The 17,576-nt window shown below is 62.8% G+C and carries 19 protein-coding genes; 12 read left to right on the top strand and 7 right to left on the bottom strand.

What is annotated here, in order from left to right:
- Nucleotides 1–63: 63 nt before the first annotated feature.
- The 3 genes from M2267_RS26175 to folE all read right to left on the bottom strand — a co-directional run bounded on the left by M2267_RS26175 (nt 64) and on the right by folE (nt 2,517).
- Nucleotides 64–1,023, bottom strand: a complete 960-nt coding sequence (locus M2267_RS26175) for a patatin-like phospholipase family protein (RefSeq protein ID WP_402316794.1) — start codon at nt 1,021–1,023, stop codon at nt 64–66.
- A gap of 399 nt (nt 1,024–1,422) precedes the next feature.
- Nucleotides 1,423–1,875, bottom strand: coding sequence for a phosphoribosyl-AMP cyclohydrolase (hisI, locus tag M2267_RS26170; protein ID WP_043616499.1), 453 nt, complete (start codon nt 1,873–1,875; stop codon nt 1,423–1,425).
- Nucleotides 1,876–1,899: 24 nt separating this feature from the next.
- Complete coding sequence (folE, locus tag M2267_RS26165) at nt 1,900–2,517, bottom strand: GTP cyclohydrolase I FolE (protein WP_043616502.1); 618 nt, start codon at nt 2,515–2,517, stop codon at nt 1,900–1,902.
- A 340-nt stretch (nt 2,518–2,857) separates the two neighbouring features.
- On the opposite strand from folE, the gene M2267_RS26160 reads away from it, so the two are divergent.
- The 6 genes from M2267_RS26160 (at nt 2,858) to M2267_RS26135 (ending at nt 7,780) form a co-directional block, all read left to right on the top strand.
- On the top strand, nt 2,858–3,304 hold the full coding sequence (locus M2267_RS26160) for an iron-sulfur cluster assembly scaffold protein (RefSeq protein WP_034795955.1): 447 nt from the start codon (nt 2,858–2,860) through the stop codon (nt 3,302–3,304).
- Between the two features lies 1 nt (nt 3,305).
- A complete protein-coding gene (gene yidD / locus M2267_RS26155; RefSeq protein WP_429118572.1) occupies nt 3,306–3,680 on the top strand; it encodes a membrane protein insertion efficiency factor YidD in 375 nt (124 codons plus the stop codon).
- On the top strand, nt 3,677–4,105 hold the full coding sequence (locus tag M2267_RS26150) for a DUF2267 domain-containing protein (protein WP_429118569.1): 429 nt from the start codon (nt 3,677–3,679) through the stop codon (nt 4,103–4,105). Before yidD ends, M2267_RS26150 begins: the two co-directional genes overlap by 4 nt.
- Nucleotides 4,106–4,115: 10 nt before the next feature.
- Complete coding sequence (locus M2267_RS26145; RefSeq protein WP_429118702.1) at nt 4,116–4,655, top strand: DUF1697 domain-containing protein; 540 nt, start codon at nt 4,116–4,118, stop codon at nt 4,653–4,655.
- A 223-nt stretch (nt 4,656–4,878) separates the two neighbouring features.
- Nucleotides 4,879–6,861, top strand: coding sequence for a threonine--tRNA ligase (gene thrS, locus M2267_RS26140; RefSeq protein WP_429118567.1), 1,983 nt, complete (start codon nt 4,879–4,881; stop codon nt 6,859–6,861).
- A gap of 79 nt (nt 6,862–6,940) precedes the next feature.
- Nucleotides 6,941–7,780: a lysophospholipid acyltransferase family protein gene (locus M2267_RS26135; protein ID WP_429118565.1), complete on the top strand. Its 840-nt coding sequence runs from the start codon at nt 6,941–6,943 to the stop codon at nt 7,778–7,780.
- Between the two features lie 33 nt (nt 7,781–7,813).
- Here the strand turns inward: M2267_RS26135 and M2267_RS26130 are convergent, their stop codons facing one another.
- Entirely contained in the window at nt 7,814–8,827 is a 1,014-nt protein-coding gene (locus tag M2267_RS26130; protein ID WP_043616516.1) for a hypothetical protein, read from the bottom strand.
- A 100-nt stretch (nt 8,828–8,927) separates the two neighbouring features.
- On the opposite strand from M2267_RS26130, the gene M2267_RS26125 reads away from it, so the two are divergent.
- Entirely contained in the window at nt 8,928–9,512 is a 585-nt protein-coding gene (locus M2267_RS26125) for a nitroreductase family protein (protein WP_034795936.1), read from the top strand.
- Nucleotides 9,512–10,114 (top strand): flavin reductase family protein, encoded by a 603-nt coding sequence (locus tag M2267_RS26120; protein WP_192445974.1) that lies wholly within the window; start codon nt 9,512–9,514, stop codon nt 10,112–10,114. Before M2267_RS26125 ends, M2267_RS26120 begins: the two co-directional genes overlap by 1 nt.
- Before the next feature lie 22 nt (nt 10,115–10,136).
- On the opposite strand, the gene M2267_RS26115 is transcribed toward M2267_RS26120, so the two are convergent.
- On the bottom strand, nt 10,137–10,838 hold the full coding sequence (locus M2267_RS26115) for an aldolase (protein ID WP_429118560.1): 702 nt from the start codon (nt 10,836–10,838) through the stop codon (nt 10,137–10,139).
- 74 nt (nt 10,839–10,912) lie between these two features.
- On the opposite strand from M2267_RS26115, the gene M2267_RS26110 reads away from it, so the two are divergent.
- Nucleotides 10,913–12,049 carry a DUF2336 domain-containing protein gene (locus M2267_RS26110; RefSeq protein WP_429118557.1) on the top strand — a complete coding sequence of 379 codons (1,137 nt, stop codon included), beginning with the start codon at nt 10,913–10,915 and terminating at the stop codon, nt 12,047–12,049.
- 31 nt (nt 12,050–12,080) lie between these two features.
- Nucleotides 12,081–13,100, top strand: coding sequence for an SDR family oxidoreductase (locus tag M2267_RS26105; RefSeq protein WP_429118555.1), 1,020 nt, complete (start codon nt 12,081–12,083; stop codon nt 13,098–13,100).
- Between the two features lie 14 nt (nt 13,101–13,114).
- On the opposite strand, the gene M2267_RS26100 is transcribed toward M2267_RS26105, so the two are convergent.
- Complete coding sequence (locus M2267_RS26100; protein ID WP_429118553.1) at nt 13,115–13,528, bottom strand: hypothetical protein; 414 nt, start codon at nt 13,526–13,528, stop codon at nt 13,115–13,117.
- A gap of 218 nt (nt 13,529–13,746) precedes the next feature.
- On the opposite strand from M2267_RS26100, the gene M2267_RS26095 reads away from it, so the two are divergent.
- Nucleotides 13,747–14,217 (top strand): GNAT family N-acetyltransferase, encoded by a 471-nt coding sequence (locus M2267_RS26095; RefSeq protein WP_429118550.1) that lies wholly within the window; start codon nt 13,747–13,749, stop codon nt 14,215–14,217.
- Between the two features lie 84 nt (nt 14,218–14,301).
- Here M2267_RS26095 and parE read toward each other — a convergent pair whose 3' ends face one another.
- Nucleotides 14,302–16,362, bottom strand: coding sequence for a DNA topoisomerase IV subunit B (parE, locus tag M2267_RS26090; protein ID WP_112983712.1), 2,061 nt, complete (start codon nt 16,360–16,362; stop codon nt 14,302–14,304).
- 212 nt (nt 16,363–16,574) lie between these two features.
- On the opposite strand from parE, the gene M2267_RS26085 reads away from it, so the two are divergent.
- Entirely contained in the window at nt 16,575–17,495 is a 921-nt protein-coding gene (locus tag M2267_RS26085) for an alpha/beta hydrolase (protein ID WP_429118546.1), read from the top strand.
- The last annotated feature ends 81 nt before the right edge of the window (nt 17,496–17,576 follow it).

Raw genomic sequence — 17,576 nt, 5'->3', positions numbered from 1 at the left:
GACCTATGGGCGACCGGCAAGGTCCGCCGCCCGTCTTAGGCCTTTCACGCCGCAAACGAGCCGTCAGCGAACGAGCACTTCCTGCATGCGGCGAATTTCAACCAGCCTGGCCTTTGCCTCGTGGTAGCCGCGATCGATGGCTTCGCCCGCGCGATGGAACTCCGAAAGACCGATGTCGTTGAGTTTCGGGTGCAGCGCCAGATCTGGCGGGTCGCCGGCAAGCCGGGCGCGGGAAATCCGGTCCTGAATGATGTTGAAGGCCTGGACCATGACGCTGGTCATGCCCAGGCGCGACTGGTGCGGCGCTTCCTTGGCGGGCGCATCCAGGGATTCGGCGCCGGCGCTGTGTTTGACGACGGCCGAGCGACCATAGAGATCGTAGTTGAGGTTCACCGCGACGACGAGTTGCTGCTCATGGGCGCGGCACACCGAAACCGGAACCGGATTGACGAGCGCGCCATCAATCAGCGTGCGTCCGTTCGCCTTGATCGGCTCGAAGATGCCGGGCAGGGCGTAGGAAGCCCGGATGGCGGTGATCAGCGATCCTTTTTCGAGCCACACCTCGTGGCCGCTGTGCACCTCTGTCGCAACCGCAATGAATGGCCTGTCGAGGCTCTCGATGCTGAGACCCTCGAGATGTTCCTGCATGCGCTTGGTCAGCCGCAGGCCGCCGAATAGACCGCCGCCGCCGATGGCGAAATCGAGCAGCCCGGCGATCCGGCGCACGGTGAGGGAACGGGCGAAGGTTTCGAGTTCGTCGAGCTTGCCGGCAAGGTAGCAACCGCCGACGAGCGCGCCGATCGAGGTGCCGGCGATCATGCCGACTTCGATGCCTTCTTCGTCGAGGGCGCGCAGCACGCCGATATGGGCCCAGCCGCGCGCGGCACCGCCGCCAAGCGCGATTGCGATCTTCGGTTTTTGCGGAGGTGGCGCCGGTTCAGGCGGCGTTGTCGAAATCGATGTTCCGTCCGGTCCGGACAGATCCGTAATCTGGTTGCTACGCGTAAACGTCCAATTCAACATCCGGCACCTCCAACACCGCCGAATACTCCGCAGCGCGACACGTCGATGAGAATGCGCGAAGGTCGCTGTGGCAATTCATCACTGACTAAACTTCCCAGGGGTCGGGATTGATCCTGGAGAGACGCAATTTCGTGCGCGCGTCCTGGGGAGGCTCCGCCAAGCCGGCGCCGGTGCCGGCCTTGTCCTGCTTCATCGCTGAAAGACTGGCACCATTCTTAAGGTATATCATCGATCCCACCGACGATTGCGGCGCGATCGATAAACATTGGATACAGTTTGCAATACAGTCTGGAACGAGATCGTTCCGATTGCGCCGCATCCATGCTTAAGGATTAGGCGCCCGGTTGGTTTCCAAAAGATAAATATAGCATGTAGCCGCGCCAAATAGATGCGCGATGCTTAATTTTTATCGTAGATCTCGGCGGGGTCGAAATGCCTGTGGTCGTCGGTGATTTTGACCGTGGCCTTTCCGTCTTCGATGCCGACGGTTCGGTAGAAGCAGGAACGGCGCCCGGTGTGGCAGGTCGCGTCGTGGCCGGCGACGGAAACCTTCAGCCAGATCGCATCCTGGTCGCAATCGGTGCGGATTTCCTTGACCGTCTGCAGGTTTCCGGAGCTTTCGCCCTTCTTCCAGAGGCTTTTGCGCGAGCGACTGTAGTAGTGCGCCACCCCGGTCTCGATCGTCAGCGCGAGAGCCTCGGCATTCATGTGGGCGACCATGAGCAGCTCTCCATCCCTGGCGTCGGTGACGACAGCGGTGATCAGCCCCTTTTCATCAAAACGCGGGGTGAAGGCCGGACCGGTTTCCAGTTCGGCCTTGTTGGAGGAGGGAGCGTCGAAGGTGAGCGTCATGGAAAGGCTCCGTCTGTCGGAGCCTTACTTGAAGCCCCTGATCATCGTCATGAACCGCACCTGCTCGGCCGGCTCCGTCTGGAACGTACCCGTAAATGTGGTCGTCAGCGTTGTCGAGCCTTGCTTCTGCACGCCGCGCATCGCCATGCACATATGCTCGGCTTCGATCATCACGGCAACGCCGCGCGGGGCGAGCGACTCGTCGATCGCCTTGGCGATCTGCGCGGTCATCGATTCCTGCGTCTGCAGGCGGCGGCCGTAGATATCGACCACGCGGGCGATCTTCGACAGGCCGAGCACGCGCCCGTTCGGCAGGTAGGCGACATGCGCCTTGCCGATGATCGGCACCATGTGGTGTTCGCAATGCGAATAGAACGGGATGTCCTTGACGAGCACCATGTCGTCGTAGCCGGCAACTTCCTCGAAGGTGCGGCCGAGCACGTCTTCGGCAGCAAGTTCATAACCGCTGAAAAGCTCGCGGTAGGACTTGGCGACGCGCGCAGGCGTATCCAAAAGTCCTTCGCGCTGCGGGTCTTCGCCGGCCCAGCGCAAGAGAACGCGTACGGCGTCCTCCGCTTCCTTCTGGGTCGGACGGCCGCTCGCATCGTCGAGCACAGGAAAATTCTTCACTATGGCATCCATAATGGCCTCTTTGAGCAATACGGGATTGCTTGACGTTTTATCTTTCGGACAACTCGCCACTGGCCATTCGCCTAACCCTGCAGGCTTGGGTTCCGTTGGCGGGCTCCGGGGCTTTCCGGTCCTGGCTTAGCAGTGCACTGGACCTTCCGGCACGGTTTCCCAAACAACAGGCGACATTGTTCCTCTTGCGGAACTGTCGCCCCAACACGACATAGCATATAGTATGGTGCCACAGAGATGAAAGAGGCGGAGCGTGTCGCGTCGTGCTTTTTTCCCGTCTACCGGAGAAAATCATGCGTCGATCACTCAAAGCCGCGAAAAATCAGTCGGATCGCGTCAAATGATGGATGACATCTACAACAGCCGAATTCTCGAATTTGCCGGCAATATTCCCCGGATCGGGACACTCGGCGATGCCGATGCGGACGCGACGGCGCATTCCAAGCTGTGCGGTTCCAAGGTGCATATCTGGCTGAAGATGGATGGTGACGTCGTCACCGATTTTGCCCATGACGTGAAAGCCTGTGCGCTCGGCCAGGCGTCCTCTTCGATCATGGCGCGCCATGTCGTCGGCGCCGGCGCGGAGGAGATCCGCCAGGCGCGCGAAGACATGCTGGCCATGTTGAAGGCAGACGGCGAGGGGCCTTCGGGCCGCTTCGAGGATATGCGCTTCCTGCGTCCGGTGAAGGACTACAAGGCGCGCCACGCGTCGACCATGCTGACCTTCGATGCCGTCGTCGATGCCATCGAGCAGATCGAGGCCAGGCGACTGCTCGCGGCCGTCTGAGATGTGCGGCGAACCGAATTGCCGGCACGCTGCACAGGAGAAGGCAGTGCCAGCGGCCCGTGGCCGAAACTGGTCGGGGCCTTTTCGCAAGACCCCCGGGCGGCTCTTGGGCATGGCGCTGATCCGCGTCTATCAGTTGACCCTTTCGAGCTTCATCGGCAATTCCTGCCGGCACCTGCCGACCTGTTCGGAATACGGTTACGAGGCGATTGCCCGCCATGGCTTCTGGGCTGGAGGCTGGATGACGCTGTTTCGCGTGGCGCGCTGCGGGCCGGGCGGAACGCATGGTTTCGATCCGGTGCCCGAGCGGCTTGAGCCGCGCCTCGTTTGGTACGCGCCGTGGCGCTTCTGGCGGCCGCGGCCGAAGGTTGGATGACCGCCATGACCATGCCGATGGAGTACCGTCAGGCCTCCGCGGACTTCGAGCGCTTCATTCTCGATGCCCGCGACTCGGCCGGACTGCAGACGACGAACCAGGCCTATACGATGGTGGAGGCGGTGCTGCAGGCGTTTCGGCGGCGGCTCGACATCGAGGACGCCATTCTGTTTGCCGACATCCTGCCGCCGGTCATCCGCGCGATCTTCGTTGCCGAGTGGGACCTTGAAGAGCCGAGGCTCCCGTTTTCCGGCCGCATCGCCATGACCCGGGAGGTGCAGGCGCTGCGCCCGGATCACAATGTTTCCCCGGACAGCGCCATTGCCGATGTCGCTGGCGCCTTGCGTCGCAACATCGACGAGGCGAAACTCGACCGGGTGCTCGCCCGTCTGCCGGCGGGCGCTGCGGATTTCTGGCGCGCCTGACAGGGGAATGATGAACAGCTACGTCGCCTTGCTTTACAGTATTGTTCTCGGGCCCGGCCGTCGGGTCGTCATGGCTGATCTCAAGAAGATGGCGGAAACGCTCGGCTATCAAGCGCCGCGGACCCTGGTCGCAACGGGCAATCTTGTGTTTCAGACCGGACAAACGTCCACTCGGGACCTCGAAATGCCGCTTGAGACGGCCTTTGCCGAGACGTTTGGCCGGCATGTCGACATTCTTGTCCGCTCCGGCGCCGATTGGCAGACGCTTGCCGCGTCCAATCCCTTCCGTCAGGAGGGTGAGGCGGACGCGACGCAGGTCCATGTTCGGGTGATGCGCGATCCCCTTACGGAAACGGCGCTCGAAGGACTTCGGCGCTACTGCACCGCCGGCGAGCGACTGGCGATCGTCGACGGCGATCTCTGGGTGCATTTCCCCGGCAAGGCGAGCGAATCGAAGCTGCTCGGCGCCATGACCACCAAGCGACTGGGCATCGGGACGTTCCGCAACTGGAACACGGTGAAGGGGCTTTCCGAGATGCTGCGCAGCTAGCGTCCGCCGCAGCCTCGCCTTTACTCACTTTCGAAAACCCTTTATCAGGCTACGGCGTGTTTCCGCGGATCGTTCTGCGATCTGGGGAAAAACACGCAGCAATCCAAAGCACTACAGCGATCCCTGCGCGTCTGACGGATGCGACGCTGTATCGTCAATTCACCGGCGCCGCCGGCCAACTATACCACCCGCATTCGTTGGCGGGACTGGATAGGAGATCATTATGTCGAATCCTGTTTCCCTTACATTTCCTGATGGCTCGGTCCGCGAATATCCCGCGGGATCGACTGGCCGCGACGTGGCCGAGGCGATTTCGAAGTCGCTTGCCAAGAAGGCTGTCGCGATTGCGCTCGATGGCGAGCTGCGCGATCTTTCCGATCCGGTAACGTCAGGCCGTATCGAGATCGTCGTGCGCGACGACAAGCGCTCGCTCGAGCTCATCCGCCACGATGCAGCGCACGTGATGGCTGAGGCCGTGCAGGAGCTGTGGCCGGGAACGCAGGTGACCATCGGTCCGGTCATCGACAACGGCTTCTACTACGACTTCGCCAAGAACGAGCCTTTCACGCCCGACGACCTGCCGCTGATCGAAAAGCGGATGAAGGAGATCATCGCGCGCAACAAGCCCTTCACCAAGGAAGTCTGGTCCCGCGAAAAGGCCCGCCAGGTCTTTGCCGAGAAGGGCGAGGCCTACAAGGTCGAGCTCGTCGACGCGATCCCCGAGGGGCAGGACCTCAAGATCTACTATCAGGGCGATTGGTTCGACCTTTGCCGCGGCCCGCACCTGGCCTCGACCGGCCAGATCGGTACGGCCTTCAAGCTGATGAAGGTGGCCGGCGCCTATTGGCGCGGCGACAGCAACAACGCGATGCTGACCCGCATTTACGGCACGGCCTGGCACACCCAGGAAGAGCTCGACCAGTACCTGCACGTGCTTGCCGAAGCCGAAAAGCGCGACCACCGTCGCCTCGGCCGCGAAATGGACCTGTTCCATTTCCAGGAAGAAGGTCCGGGCGTCGTCTTCTGGCACGGCAAGGGCTGGCGCATGTTCCAGACGCTGGTTGCCTATATGCGCCGGCGGCTCGCCAACACCTACCAGGAAGTCAACGCGCCGCAGGTGCTCGACAAGTCGCTCTGGGAAACCTCGGGTCACTGGGGCTGGTACCGCGACAACATGTTCAAGGTGACGGTTGCCGGTGACGAGACCGACGACGAGCGCATCTTTGCGCTGAAGCCGATGAACTGCCCGGGCCATATCCAGATCTTCAAACATGGCCTGAAGTCCTATCGCGAACTGCCGGTTCGTCTCGCCGAATTCGGCAACGTTCATCGCTACGAGCCTTCGGGCGCCCTGCACGGACTGATGCGCGTGCGCGGCTTCACCCAGGACGACGCGCACGTCTTCTGCACCGACGAGCAGATGGCCGAAGAATGCCTGCGCATCAACGACCTGATCCTGTCGGTGTACGAGGACTTCGGCTTCAAGGAAGTCGTGGTCAAGCTCTCCACCCGTCCGGACAAGCGTGTCGGCTCCGACGAACTCTGGGATCGCGCCGAAAGCGTGATGATGGACGTGTTGAAGACCATTGAGGCGCAGTCGGAAGGTCGCATCAAGACCGGCATCCTGCCGGGCGAGGGCGCTTTCTATGGTCCGAAGTTCGAATACACGCTGAAGGACGCGATCGGTCGCGAATGGCAGTGCGGCACGACCCAGGTCGACTTCAACCTGCCGGAACGTTTCGGCGCGTTCTATATCGACAAGGAATCGGAGAAGCGCCAGCCGGTGATGATCCACCGCGCCATCTGCGGCTCGATGGAACGCTTCCTCGGCATCCTGATCGAGAACTTCGCCGGCCACATGCCGCTGTGGGTTTCGCCGCTGCAAGTCGTCGTCGCGACGATCACGTCTGAAGCCGACGACTACGGTCGTGAGGTTGCCGAACTGCTACGCGATGCTGGCCTCACTGTCGAGACCGACTTCCGCAACGAGAAGATCAACTACAAGGTCCGCGAACACTCGGTCACGAAGGTTCCGGTCATCGTGGTCTGCGGCAAGCGCGAAGCCGAGGAGCGCTCGGTCAACATCCGCCGTCTGGGCTCGCAGGCCCAGACCGCGATGTCGCTCGACGAAGCGATCGCATCGCTTTCGCTCGAAGCCATGGCGCCGGATCTCAAGCGCAAGGCAGAAAAGAAAGCTCGGGGTTGATACCCCGAGCACTTGCTTTGTCAGCAAACTGTCATATTAGCGGAATATCCGGATAAGATCGTATCCATCGGAGATTTCCGTGCAGTTCAAAGAGCTGTCCTACGCCAATGAAAACGACCGGCGCTTGAAGCGCTGGTTCATTCGCTCCATGGAAGGCCTGTCGGGCCGCAACCGCTATGCCAAGCTTTATACGCGCTGGCGGTCCGACATCGTGGGCAAGAGCGAGCGCGTCTTCGGAGAGATGCTGCAGCTGATCGACGTGACGCTGCAGACGAAGGGCGAGTGGCCGCCGCGAAGCCTGCCCGATACGCCGATCGTCATCATCGCCAACCATCCTTTCGGCATCGGCGACGGTATCGCCGTGCTGGCGCTTGCCGAACAGCTCGGCCGTCCCTTCCGCGTCCTCATCAACAACGAACTGCTGAAGGTGCCGGAAATGGCGCCTTACTCGCTGCCGGTATCGTTCGAAGAGACGAAGGAGGCACTGGCGGTCAACATGGCGACACGCCACGAAGCGCTGCGACTGCTCAAGGAAGGCGTGACCATCGTCATCTTCCCGGCCGGCGGCGTGGCGACTGCGCCGAAGGGTTTTGGCCGTGCCGAGGACCTGCCGTGGAAGATTTTTCCTGCAAAACTGATCCAGGCCGCGCGGGCGAGCGTCATCCCGATCTACTTCGAAGGTCAGAACGGCCCGTTCTTCCATCTGGCGAGCAAGATTTCGCTGACGCTGAGGCTGTCGCTGTTAATCCGCGAGTTCCGGCGTCTGTCGGGAACGACGATCGCGGCGCGCATCGGCGGCGTGCTCACGCCCGAGGATCTCGGTGCCTGTGGCGATCGCAAGGACCTTTTGGCGCGCATCTATGAGGCGGTCTTTTCCATGGCGCCGCCACGTCGGCGGTTCATGCGGCGGGCAAGCTGACGTTAGGTCAATTGCTTTCCGTAACGTTGAGGCTTAGTCCTGGGCTTCCGACACGACGCTCGTATTGGTATTCGCATTGTTGCCGCCGCTGCTGAGCAGCACTTCCACGTCCATGTTGACGCCGGCCTTCACCGTGAAGTCGCGCTCGTAGATCTTGTCCTTGTAGCGGGCGACGGCGGAATAGCTGCCTTCGAGCAGAACCTGCGTCGGGAAGGCGCCATTGGCTTCGCTCACCGTGTCGCCGGCAGAGGTAAGGATCGTCCAGGCGGTGTTGGCGATCGCTTCGCCGCCAGGCTCCGAGACTAGCTTCAGCGTGAGTTTCGCGGCGCGGTGCTGCATGGTTGCTTCGGTCAGCTTGCCGGCCTCGACCTGGATGTCTGCCGCAGTCGAGGCGTTGGTCGTGCCGCCATAGCTGGAGGTTACGTGGTAGGTCCCGGCACCCAGCCGGACCACCGTGTTCGGCTTCACGTCCTCGACGATGAGCGCCCGTTCGCCGTCGCTCTTGGTGTCGGCGGAATAGACATCGAAGCTGAGTTCGGCCGGTGGGATGCGCACGTCGCTGCCGGAGACGGCATTGAGCTTCATGCCTCCGGCATCGAGCACAAGCACCTGCTTGTCGAGCGCGCCTTGCTCCGGCACGCGGACCTTGCGCGTGGCCGAGGCGCGTCCGAAGGAAACATTGACGAAGTATTCGCCCGGCACCAGGTTGAACGCGGTCGAGCCGCCTTCCGATGTTGCGAGAAGCGGCAGCTTGCCGTCGCTTCCGGGGATCGGGCTGAACACGCGCCAGGTCAGGCCAGCTTCGACGGGGCCGCCCTTTTCGACAAGCAGCGCCTCGAGCTTGATATCCTTCAGTGTACCGTCCGCGAGCGGATCCGATGTCATCGGGCTGAAGCCCGTCAGCTTCGGCATCTTGCGCGGGCCGGCGATCGAGGGGAAATTTTCAAACGCCTGGGTCGCATCCTCGGCGAACACATTTCCCGTCGCGGTGCCGGCGACAAGGATCGCAAGGCCGGTCTGAAGGAAAATACGAGAGAGTGCACGCATGAGAACAGTTGACTTCCTGACTGAGTGACTCCACTTGGGACGCCGGTATGGCATTTTCGTGGCTGCCTGTGGGGCGGCAAATTAGTGGAATTCATCTGACATGAAAACCGAAATTAAGCTCGTCGACTACCTGACGTCCCGCCGCTCCATCCCCGCTTTCCAGATGGGAGGCCCGGGCCCCGGCAAGGCCGAGGTCGAGGAAATGCTGAAGCTCGCTTCGCGCGTGCCGGACCACGGCAAGCTCGCGCCCTGGCGCTTCATCGTCTATCGCGGCGAGGAGAGGGTGCGCATCAGCGCCAAGCTGAAGGCGATGGCGCTCGAGCTGAAGCCAGACCTGTCGGAAGAGATGATCAAGGTCGAGGAAACCCGCCTGTCGCGCGCGCCTGTGGTCGTCGCCGTCGTCAGCACCGCCGCGCCGCATTTCAAGATCCCGGAATGGGAGCAGGTCATGTCTGCCGGTGCCGTCTGCCTCAACCTGCTGATGGCCGCCAACGCTCTCGGTTACGCCTCCAACTGGCTGACCGAGTGGTATGCGTTCGACGAGCGTGCCTATCCGCTGTTGGGCGTGAAGCCGGGCGAGAAAATTGCCGGCTTCATCCACATCGGCACCGCCATGGTGCCGCCGACGGAGCGGCCGCGGCCCGAACTCGCCGAGATCGTTACCTGGGTGGGCGAGGAAGCCTGATGTTTTACGATACGACCTCGAACAGTCACGGTCTGCCGCATGACCCCTTCAAGGCGATCGTTTCGCCGCGGCCGATCGGTTGGATTGGCACGCGGTCGGCCGAGGGCGCGCTGAACCTCGCGCCCTATTCCTTCTTCAACGCTATCAGCGACCGGCCAAAGCTCGTGATGTTTTCGTCCAGCGGCTACAAGGACTCGGTTCGCAACATCGAGGCGACCGGTGAGTTCACGGCGAGCTTCGCCAGTCGTGATCTGGCGGATGCCGTCAACAAGACCTCGATCCCGGCGCCGCATGGCGAGAGCGAATTCGAGATTGCCGGACTGACGCCGGTCGATGGCGCGCTGGTTGGCGCGCCTTTCGTCGGCGAAGCCTATGCCGCGCTCGAATGCCGGATGACCGAGATGTTCCAGCCGAAGGATCTGGATGGCGCATTGTCCGACAACTACGTCGTGATCGGCCAGGTCGTGGGCATCCACATTCGCGAGGATGCGATCCGCGAAGGCCGTTTCGACATGTCGACGGTCAAGCCGCTCGCCCGCCTTGGCTACATGGATTACTGCGACGGCGGCGACGTCTTCCAGATGACCCGCCCGACGCGCTGACCATTGCAGTGAAGGCTCGGCGTCATGCGCCGCTGGCGATCACTGCCTGCTCGGGCGAGCGGCAGACGACCGAAGCGAACCCGTCGTTCGTGCTTTGTGAAAGTGCCCAGCGCGTGGCTACCGCGTCGGCCGTGGGCGGCAGCACCTCATAGGCGCGGATGCCGGCCTCATGGGCCCTTAGCACCACATTGGCGCGACCCGCGAGCACGGGCGCCGCCACTCCCTGATGCGCAGCGCTCGCCGGTTCCTTGCAGCCGACCGCCTTTGCCAGCGCCGAACCGTTGAAGATCAGACCTTCCAATCTCTGCGAACATCCCGCCAGCGTGTGCGGTGACAGCAGGCCTTCGGGCGATGCGCCATATTCGGCGTAGATCCTGGTGCGACCGGCCGGAAGGCCATTCCTTGCTTCGGCAACCCGCAGCATCACGTCGAGCTTCTGTATGTCCGCGCGGCCGCGGCATCCGGTAAGCACGACGCCCTCGATGCCGCCGCCAAGCAGTCGGTTTAGTTCGTCTTCATGGAGCAGTTCGATCGGTTCGACGCGGGCGAGCAGCGTGAACGCGCGTCCCTTCATCTGGGAGAGGGCGGCGATACGTGTTTCGTGACCGGAGCCGGCATCCAGGATGAGCCCGGCCAATGTGTTGAGGACGCTCACGTCCAGGCTGAGCGCGTCGCCGTCGGCAAGAAGCAGCGGCTTTATGGTTTGGAGGCGGTTAACAGACATGGTGAACCAATCTTAAACCTTTGCTCGCTAGGCTCAGAACATCGGTGGCATTGGCGTGGTCTAGTGGGGCGTAGGTGATCATACAAGCATTTCTTCGCTGGGTGGAAACGGCGAGAACGGGTGAGCGCATTCGCGCCGCCAGCGCGCTCGGTCGCGCCTATGTTGATGCGCAGTTGAATGGCCTCGATCGTCGCGCCGCCGAAATGGCGATGACCTTCCTGTTGGACGATCCGTCGCCGAAAGTTCGCCTTGCCTTGGCCGAAGCCCTTTGCGGTTGTTCCTCCGTGCCGCGCGCCATCATTCTTGGCCTTGCCGGCGACCAGCCTGAAATTGCGTATCTCGTCGTTTCGCATTCTCCTGTCCTGACCGACGACGACTTGGTCGACCTCGCCGCGCGCGGAACGCTGGAGACCCGCGCGCTGATTGCGGCGCGCAGTTTCGTTTCGCGCGGGGTCGCCGCTGCGATCGCCGAAATCGGCGACGAAGACGAAATGCTGATCCTGCTGGAAAACCCCGGTGCTCTTCTGTCGCGCCGTTCGCTGAAGCGCATTGCCGAGCGCCTTGGCCACTCGGCTTCCGTTCGTGATCTGCTTCTTGCGCGCAACGACCTGCCGAGTGCCGCCCGCCACGCGCTTGTCGAAGAAGTCGGCGCAGCGCTTGCCGCTTTCGGCCTCGTGCAGGTGACGATTGGCGAAGCCCGCGTGCAGCGGGTCACCCGTGAGGCCTGCGATATCGCCGCCGTCGGCATGGTTGGAGCGACCGCCGTCGAGGAACTGCCGGACCTCGTCACGCACCTGCGCGAGACCGGCCGGCTGACACCTGCTTTCCTGTTGCATGCGCTGGTGACCGGCCGCGCAGAGTTTTTCTCGGCGGTGATCGTCGACCTCTCGGGCGTTAGCGAAAAACGCGTGCGCTCCATTCTGTCCGGCGGACGCATCCACTCGATCCGTGCCTTGTTCGAAAGCGCCGGACTTGGACGCGACGTCAGCGAAACTTTTGCAACAGCCGTCCTCCTGTGGCGTCAGGACGGGCCGGCGGCAGTCGACAGCCATGCGACGGTCTCGGCAGAACTGCTCGCGCGCCTTCGACGCGGTGGCGCCACGTCGCCGGCCGAAGTCGCGATGATCGATCTGCTCGAGCGCCTGGCATTTGCCGAGGAGCGCCAGTCGGCCCGCCACTACGCGGAGCTTGCCGCACGCCAGGCCGCCTGAGCGTCACCCGTTTCCAGCGAGGTATGCACATATGAACGCGAGGACCGCGACCGTTGCCGTGACCGGAATTGGCGGTTTCGTCGGGCGGCACGTCGCGCTCGCCTTGCTGCGCGAGGGCTATCCCGTGCACGGCACGGTTCGAACGCTCGGGCGCGCCGAGGAGATCGAGCAATCCATTCGCGCGGCCGGAGGAACCGATGCCGCGCGCCTGACGTTTGGTGAGGCGGATCTCCTGGAGGAGCGGGGCTGGGCCGAGGCCTTTGCCGACGTTTCTTACGTCGTCCACACCGCCTCGCCATTTCCGGCTCGCTTGCCCATCAATGAAGATGATCTGATCGGGCCGGCCCGTGACGGCACGCTGCGGGTGCTCAGGGCTGCCCATGCGGCCGGTGTCAAACGCGTCGTGCTCACGTCGTCGGTCGCCGCGGTGATCTACGGGGCAGGGCGAGCGCCGTTTACGGAGGAGGACTGGAGCGATCCGCAGTCTCCGCTTGCGACGCCCTATTACCGCTCCAAGACCTTTGCCGAACGCGCAGCCTGGGACTATGCGGCGGAAAGTGGCCTGGAGCTTGCGGTCGTCAATCCCGGCATGGTGCTCGGGCCGGTTCTTGGCCACGATATTGGCACATCCGTCGCCGTGGTGCGCAACCTGCTCAAGGGGAATTACCCAGCCTTGCCGAAGTTCGCCGTGCCTGTTGTCGATGTGCGCGACGTGGCGGATGCGCATGTGCGGGCCTTGACCGTCGCCGCGGCAGCGGGCGAGCGCTTCCTGATCGCGGGAGAGACGCTTTCCCTTGCGGATATCACCGCTATCCTCCGGCGCCGGTTCCCTGAACGCGCGGGCAGGCTTCCAAGGTTCGTCCTGCCCAATTGGCTGGCGGGACTTGCCGCACCCTTCGATGCGGGCTTGCGTCTCATCGTGCGCGAGCTCGGGCATGACTCACGCATTTCCAACGAAAAGGCGCGACGCGTGCTCGGGTGGCAGCCACGCTCGGCGGAGGACGCGGTCATCGCCTCGGCGAACAGCCTGATCTCGGCCGGCCTCGTCTGAGGCATGCAGGCGCGTCAGTCGGTAAAGCGGCGCGCGACCCAGGAATAGCCATCTTCGACATAGCGCACCGGCTTCGTCACGATGTTTTTCAGCTTTTCCCGATCGGGGATCGCGCCTGACAGGAAGGCCAGCGTGCGTTTCGGCAATCCTTGCTCGGGTTCTGCCTCCGTCGCCGGAACGGGCAGCGCCTGGTTCTGCTGGGCGCCCGGCGGCGGCGCGGGCATTTCGGCCACACTTGGCGCCGAGCTCTCGCAAACCGCGACGACAACCGGGTAGTTCGCATTGGAAAACTTCGGCAGTTGCGCGTTCGATTCCGTGTCGCACTGCGCGATCGATGGCCAGCTCCCGTTGACCGTCGAGATGTACTGGCATTGGCTGACGTCGTGGTCGCAGCCGAGAATGGTCATGACTATCAGCGCCGCTTGCATCGCGTTCCCATCGTCTTTGCAGGTTGTGGTGGATCAACCTATGCCTGCATGATTCTCCTCGAAATAGGGCGATGTTGCCGGCAGCGCGGAACAAATTGTTTCAACCTGTTAGGCGGATTGATGGAGCGGCATGCGGACCTGCGCCATTTGACGTATTGGTCCAGGCGTTTGCCGGCGGTAGTTTGGCGCAAAGCAATTGAATGAAAAGGAAGAACCGATTGCCTGCCGTAATCATAGCCCAGGAGACGCCGCGCCAAGCAGAAGTCCTGCGTCTTCTGGAACTCTCCGACGCCTACGCCGCCTCGCTCTATCCCGCCGAGAGCAACCACATGGTCGATCTGTCGAGCTTGGAAAAGCCGGAGGTATCGTTCTTCGTTGCGAGGCGTGACGGCGATATCGTCGGCTGCTGCGCCCTGGTGGATGCCGGTGACGGGACGGCGGAGATCAAGCGCATGTTCGTCGATCCCGAGGCGAGGGGGCTCAGGGTCGGCAAGCTGTTGCTGCAGGCGTTGGAGGCGCGCGCAGCGCAAGTTGGATTATCGGAAATCCGCCTTGAAACCGGCATCTATCAGCCGGAAGCGATCGGCCTTTACAAGGCGGCCGGCTATGTCGAACGCCCGCCGTTCGGTGAATATCAGCCGGATCCGCTAAGCCTCTTCATGGAAAAATCCGTTCGCCCGACGGCATGAGGTCAGGCTGCCAACATTCTCGGTAAACGAAAACGGCGGCCGTTGGGCCGCCGTATTGATTTGGACTGTTGTGACCCGAAGGGCTCAGATGTCCAGGTTGTCCGCAAAGACGGCGCGTTCCTGGATGAAGCGGAAGCGCGCATCCGCCTTCGTGCCCATCAGGTTGTCGACCGCCTCGCGCGTGCCCTCGAAATCGACATCGTCGATCTCGACTTTCAGCAGCGTGCGGAACTTCGGATCCATCGTCGTTTCCTTGAGCTGCGCCGGCAGCATCTCGCCGAGGCCCTTGAAGCGGCCGATCTCGACCTTGCCGCGACCGGCAAACTCGGTACGCATCAGTTCTTCGCGGTGTGCGTCGTCGCGGGCATAGAGCGTCCTTGCGCCCTGGCTGATGCGATAGAGCGGCGGCACGGCGAGATAGAGGTGACCGCCGCGGATCAGCTCGGGCATCTCCTGATAGAAGAAGGTGATCAGCAGCGAGGCGATATGGGCGCCGTCGACGTCGGCGTCGGTCATGACGACGATGCGCTCATAGCGCAGGTCCTCTTCGCGGTACTTGCTGCGGGTGCCGCAACCAAGCGCCTGGATGAGGTCGGCGATCTGCTGGTTGGCGCCGAGTTTTTCGCGACCGGCGCTTGCGACGTTCAGGATCTTGCCGCGCAAGGGCAGGATTGCCTGGTTGGCGCGGTTGCGCGCCTGCTTCGCCGAACCGCCTGCCGAGTCCCCTTCGACGATGAAGAGCTCGGCGCCTTCGGCGGTGTTCTGCGAGCAGTCGGCAAGTTTGCCGGGCAGGCGCAGCTTGCGCACCGCCGTCTTGCGGTTGACTTCCTTTTCCTTGCGCCGGCGCACGCGCTCCTCGGCGCGTTCGACCACCCAGTCGAGCAGTTTGTCGGCTTCGGCCGGATTGTCGGTCAAGTAGTGGTCGAAGGGATCGCGCAGCGCATTTTCGACGATGCGTTGTGCCTCGACGGTGGCGAGCTTGTCCTTGGTCTGGCCGACGAACTCCGGTTCTCGGATGAACACCGACAGCATGCCGGCGGCCGAGATCATCACGTCATCGGTGGTAATGAGCGCCGCGCGCTTGTTCTGCTTCAGTTCGGCGTAGTTCTTCAGGCCCTTGGTCAGCGCGATGCGGAACCCCGCCTCGTGCGTGCCGCCTTCGGGCGTCGGAATGGTGTTGCAGTAGGAATGAACCTGCTGATCGCCGCCATACCAGGTGACCGCCCATTCGAGCGAGCCGTGGCCGTTGGCCTTCTCCGACTTGCCGGCGAAGATCTCGCGGGTGACGGTGAATTCCTTGCCGAGCGTCGCCGCCAGATAGTCCTTCAGGCCGCCCGGGAAGTGGAAGACCGCCTTGTCCGGGATTTCCGAACCTTCCTGCAGCAATGACGGATCGCAGGACCAGCGGATCTCGACGCCACCGAAGAGGTAGGCCTTCGAGCGCGCCATGCGGAAAAGCCGGCCGGGTTCGAAATGTGCGTGCGGTCCGAAAATGTCCGGGTCCGGATGGAAGCGGACGCGCGTGCCGCGGCGATTGTGCACGTCGCCGAGTTCCTCGAGCCCGCCCTGCGGAATGCCGCGGGAGAAGCGCTGGCGGTAGAGCTTGCGATTGCGGGCGACCTCGACTTCGAGCGCGTCGGAGAGCGCGTTGACGACGGAAACGCCGACGCCGTGCAGACCGCCCGAGGTCTCATAGGCCTTGCCGTCGAACTTGCCGCCGGCATGGAGCACCGTCATGACGACTTCGAGCGTCGACTTGCCGGGGAATTTCGGATGGTTTTCGACCGGGATGCCGCGGCCGTTGTCGGTGACCGTCAGGAAGCCGTCCGCGTCGAGATGGACCTCGATGAAGTTTGCATGACCGGCGACCGCTTCGTCCATCGAGTTGTCGATGACTTCGGCAAAGAGATGGTGCAGCGCCTTCTCGTCGGTGCCGCCGATATACATGCCCGGACGACGGCGGACGGGCTCAAGGCCCTCGAGCACCTCGATCGCCGACGCATCGTAATCGCTGCCATCGCTGCCCTTCGGGGCAGGGCGCGGTTCTTCGCGCGCGATGGGGGCTGCAGCCACGGCCGGCTTGGCGCTCGGCTGAACGGGCTTCGGTTGCTCGGGCATTGAGAAGAGGTCGCTGTTGTCGTCCATGGGGCCGTTCGGATCGTTCCTGTCGTTCGGGAATGCCAGAGGCCTTAGCAAGCCCCAGGCTTTGCCGCCATCCCCCGGCGGTCGAATCACCTGAATTCTGCCAGACTCTCACAGGATACGCGAACAAAAGGAGAATTTCTGGCGCCGCCCGCCGGTGATTTTTCGCATGAACGGCCGTGTTTCTGGCCAAGTGTTGCTTTGCGGTGCGGCCAATGGCAAGGCTTGCGGCCAAAGAGGGAGCCCGTCATTTGGCCGTGTCCACAGTTGTTTTTCCGTTTCGCGCCTGCCTGTTCGCCCTGGCCCTGGCAATTGCCGCTTCGCCGGCAGAGGCTCAGACGCTCAAGCCCTACAAGGACGAACTGTTCTCCTATGCCAAAGTGCTCGGCCAGGAGGATGGTGGCGACGACCTGACGGTCGACTACCAGGAACTGCGGGACATCAACGAGCGCGACGAAATCCCCGAGCGCCGGGTGAAGCGCGCCTATGTGTCGCTTGGCGTCAAGAGCGAGCAGGTCAACGAAACGCTCGATATCGGCGGCCGCGCGCTCGACGTGACCCGTGTCGGCCCCGATCGCGGCGCCGGGTTTTCGGTCATCTTCATCCATGGGCGCGGCGGCGACCGCCGGCTGGGTGCCAATGACTTTTCCTTCGGAGGAAACTTCAATCGGCTGAAGAACCTCGCCGTTGCCAATGGCGGCGTCTATTACGCCCCGAGCGTCCGGTCCTTCGATACGGCAGGGGCCGCTGATATCGTCGGCCTGGTCCGATACGCGTCCGAACGTTCCGGCGGTCGTCCGGTTGTGCTCGCCTGCGCCTCGATGGGAAGCTTCATCTGCTGGGGTGTCTCGCGCGACGCCTCCGCGGTCGCGGCACTCTCCGGCATGATGGTGATGGGCGGCGTCAGTGATCCGGACTTCACGAAAAGCGCCGCTTACAAGGCGAAGCTGCCGATGTTCTTCAGCCATGGCAGTCGTGACAGCGTCTATCCGGCCGAAGGCCAGAAGGCGCTCTATCGCGCGCTCAAGGCCAAGGGTTACCCGACGCGCTTCGTGCTGTTCGAAAGCGGCTCGCACGGAACGCCGGTGCGCATGACCGACTGGCGCGATGCGCTAAACTGGATTGGCAGCCGCTAATGCGTGTCGCGCAAAAGTGTGCAGCGGTTTTGCGGCAACGACATGCATAAAAACAAGAGCTTAATGTCTGTCGCGTGAAAC

Origin of the sequence: Ensifer sp. KUDG1 (genome assembly GCF_050434285.1) — a bacterium.
Taxonomy (GTDB): Bacteria; Pseudomonadota; Alphaproteobacteria; order Rhizobiales; family Rhizobiaceae; genus Ensifer.
This window is presented reverse-complemented; position numbering and strand designations above follow the sequence as displayed.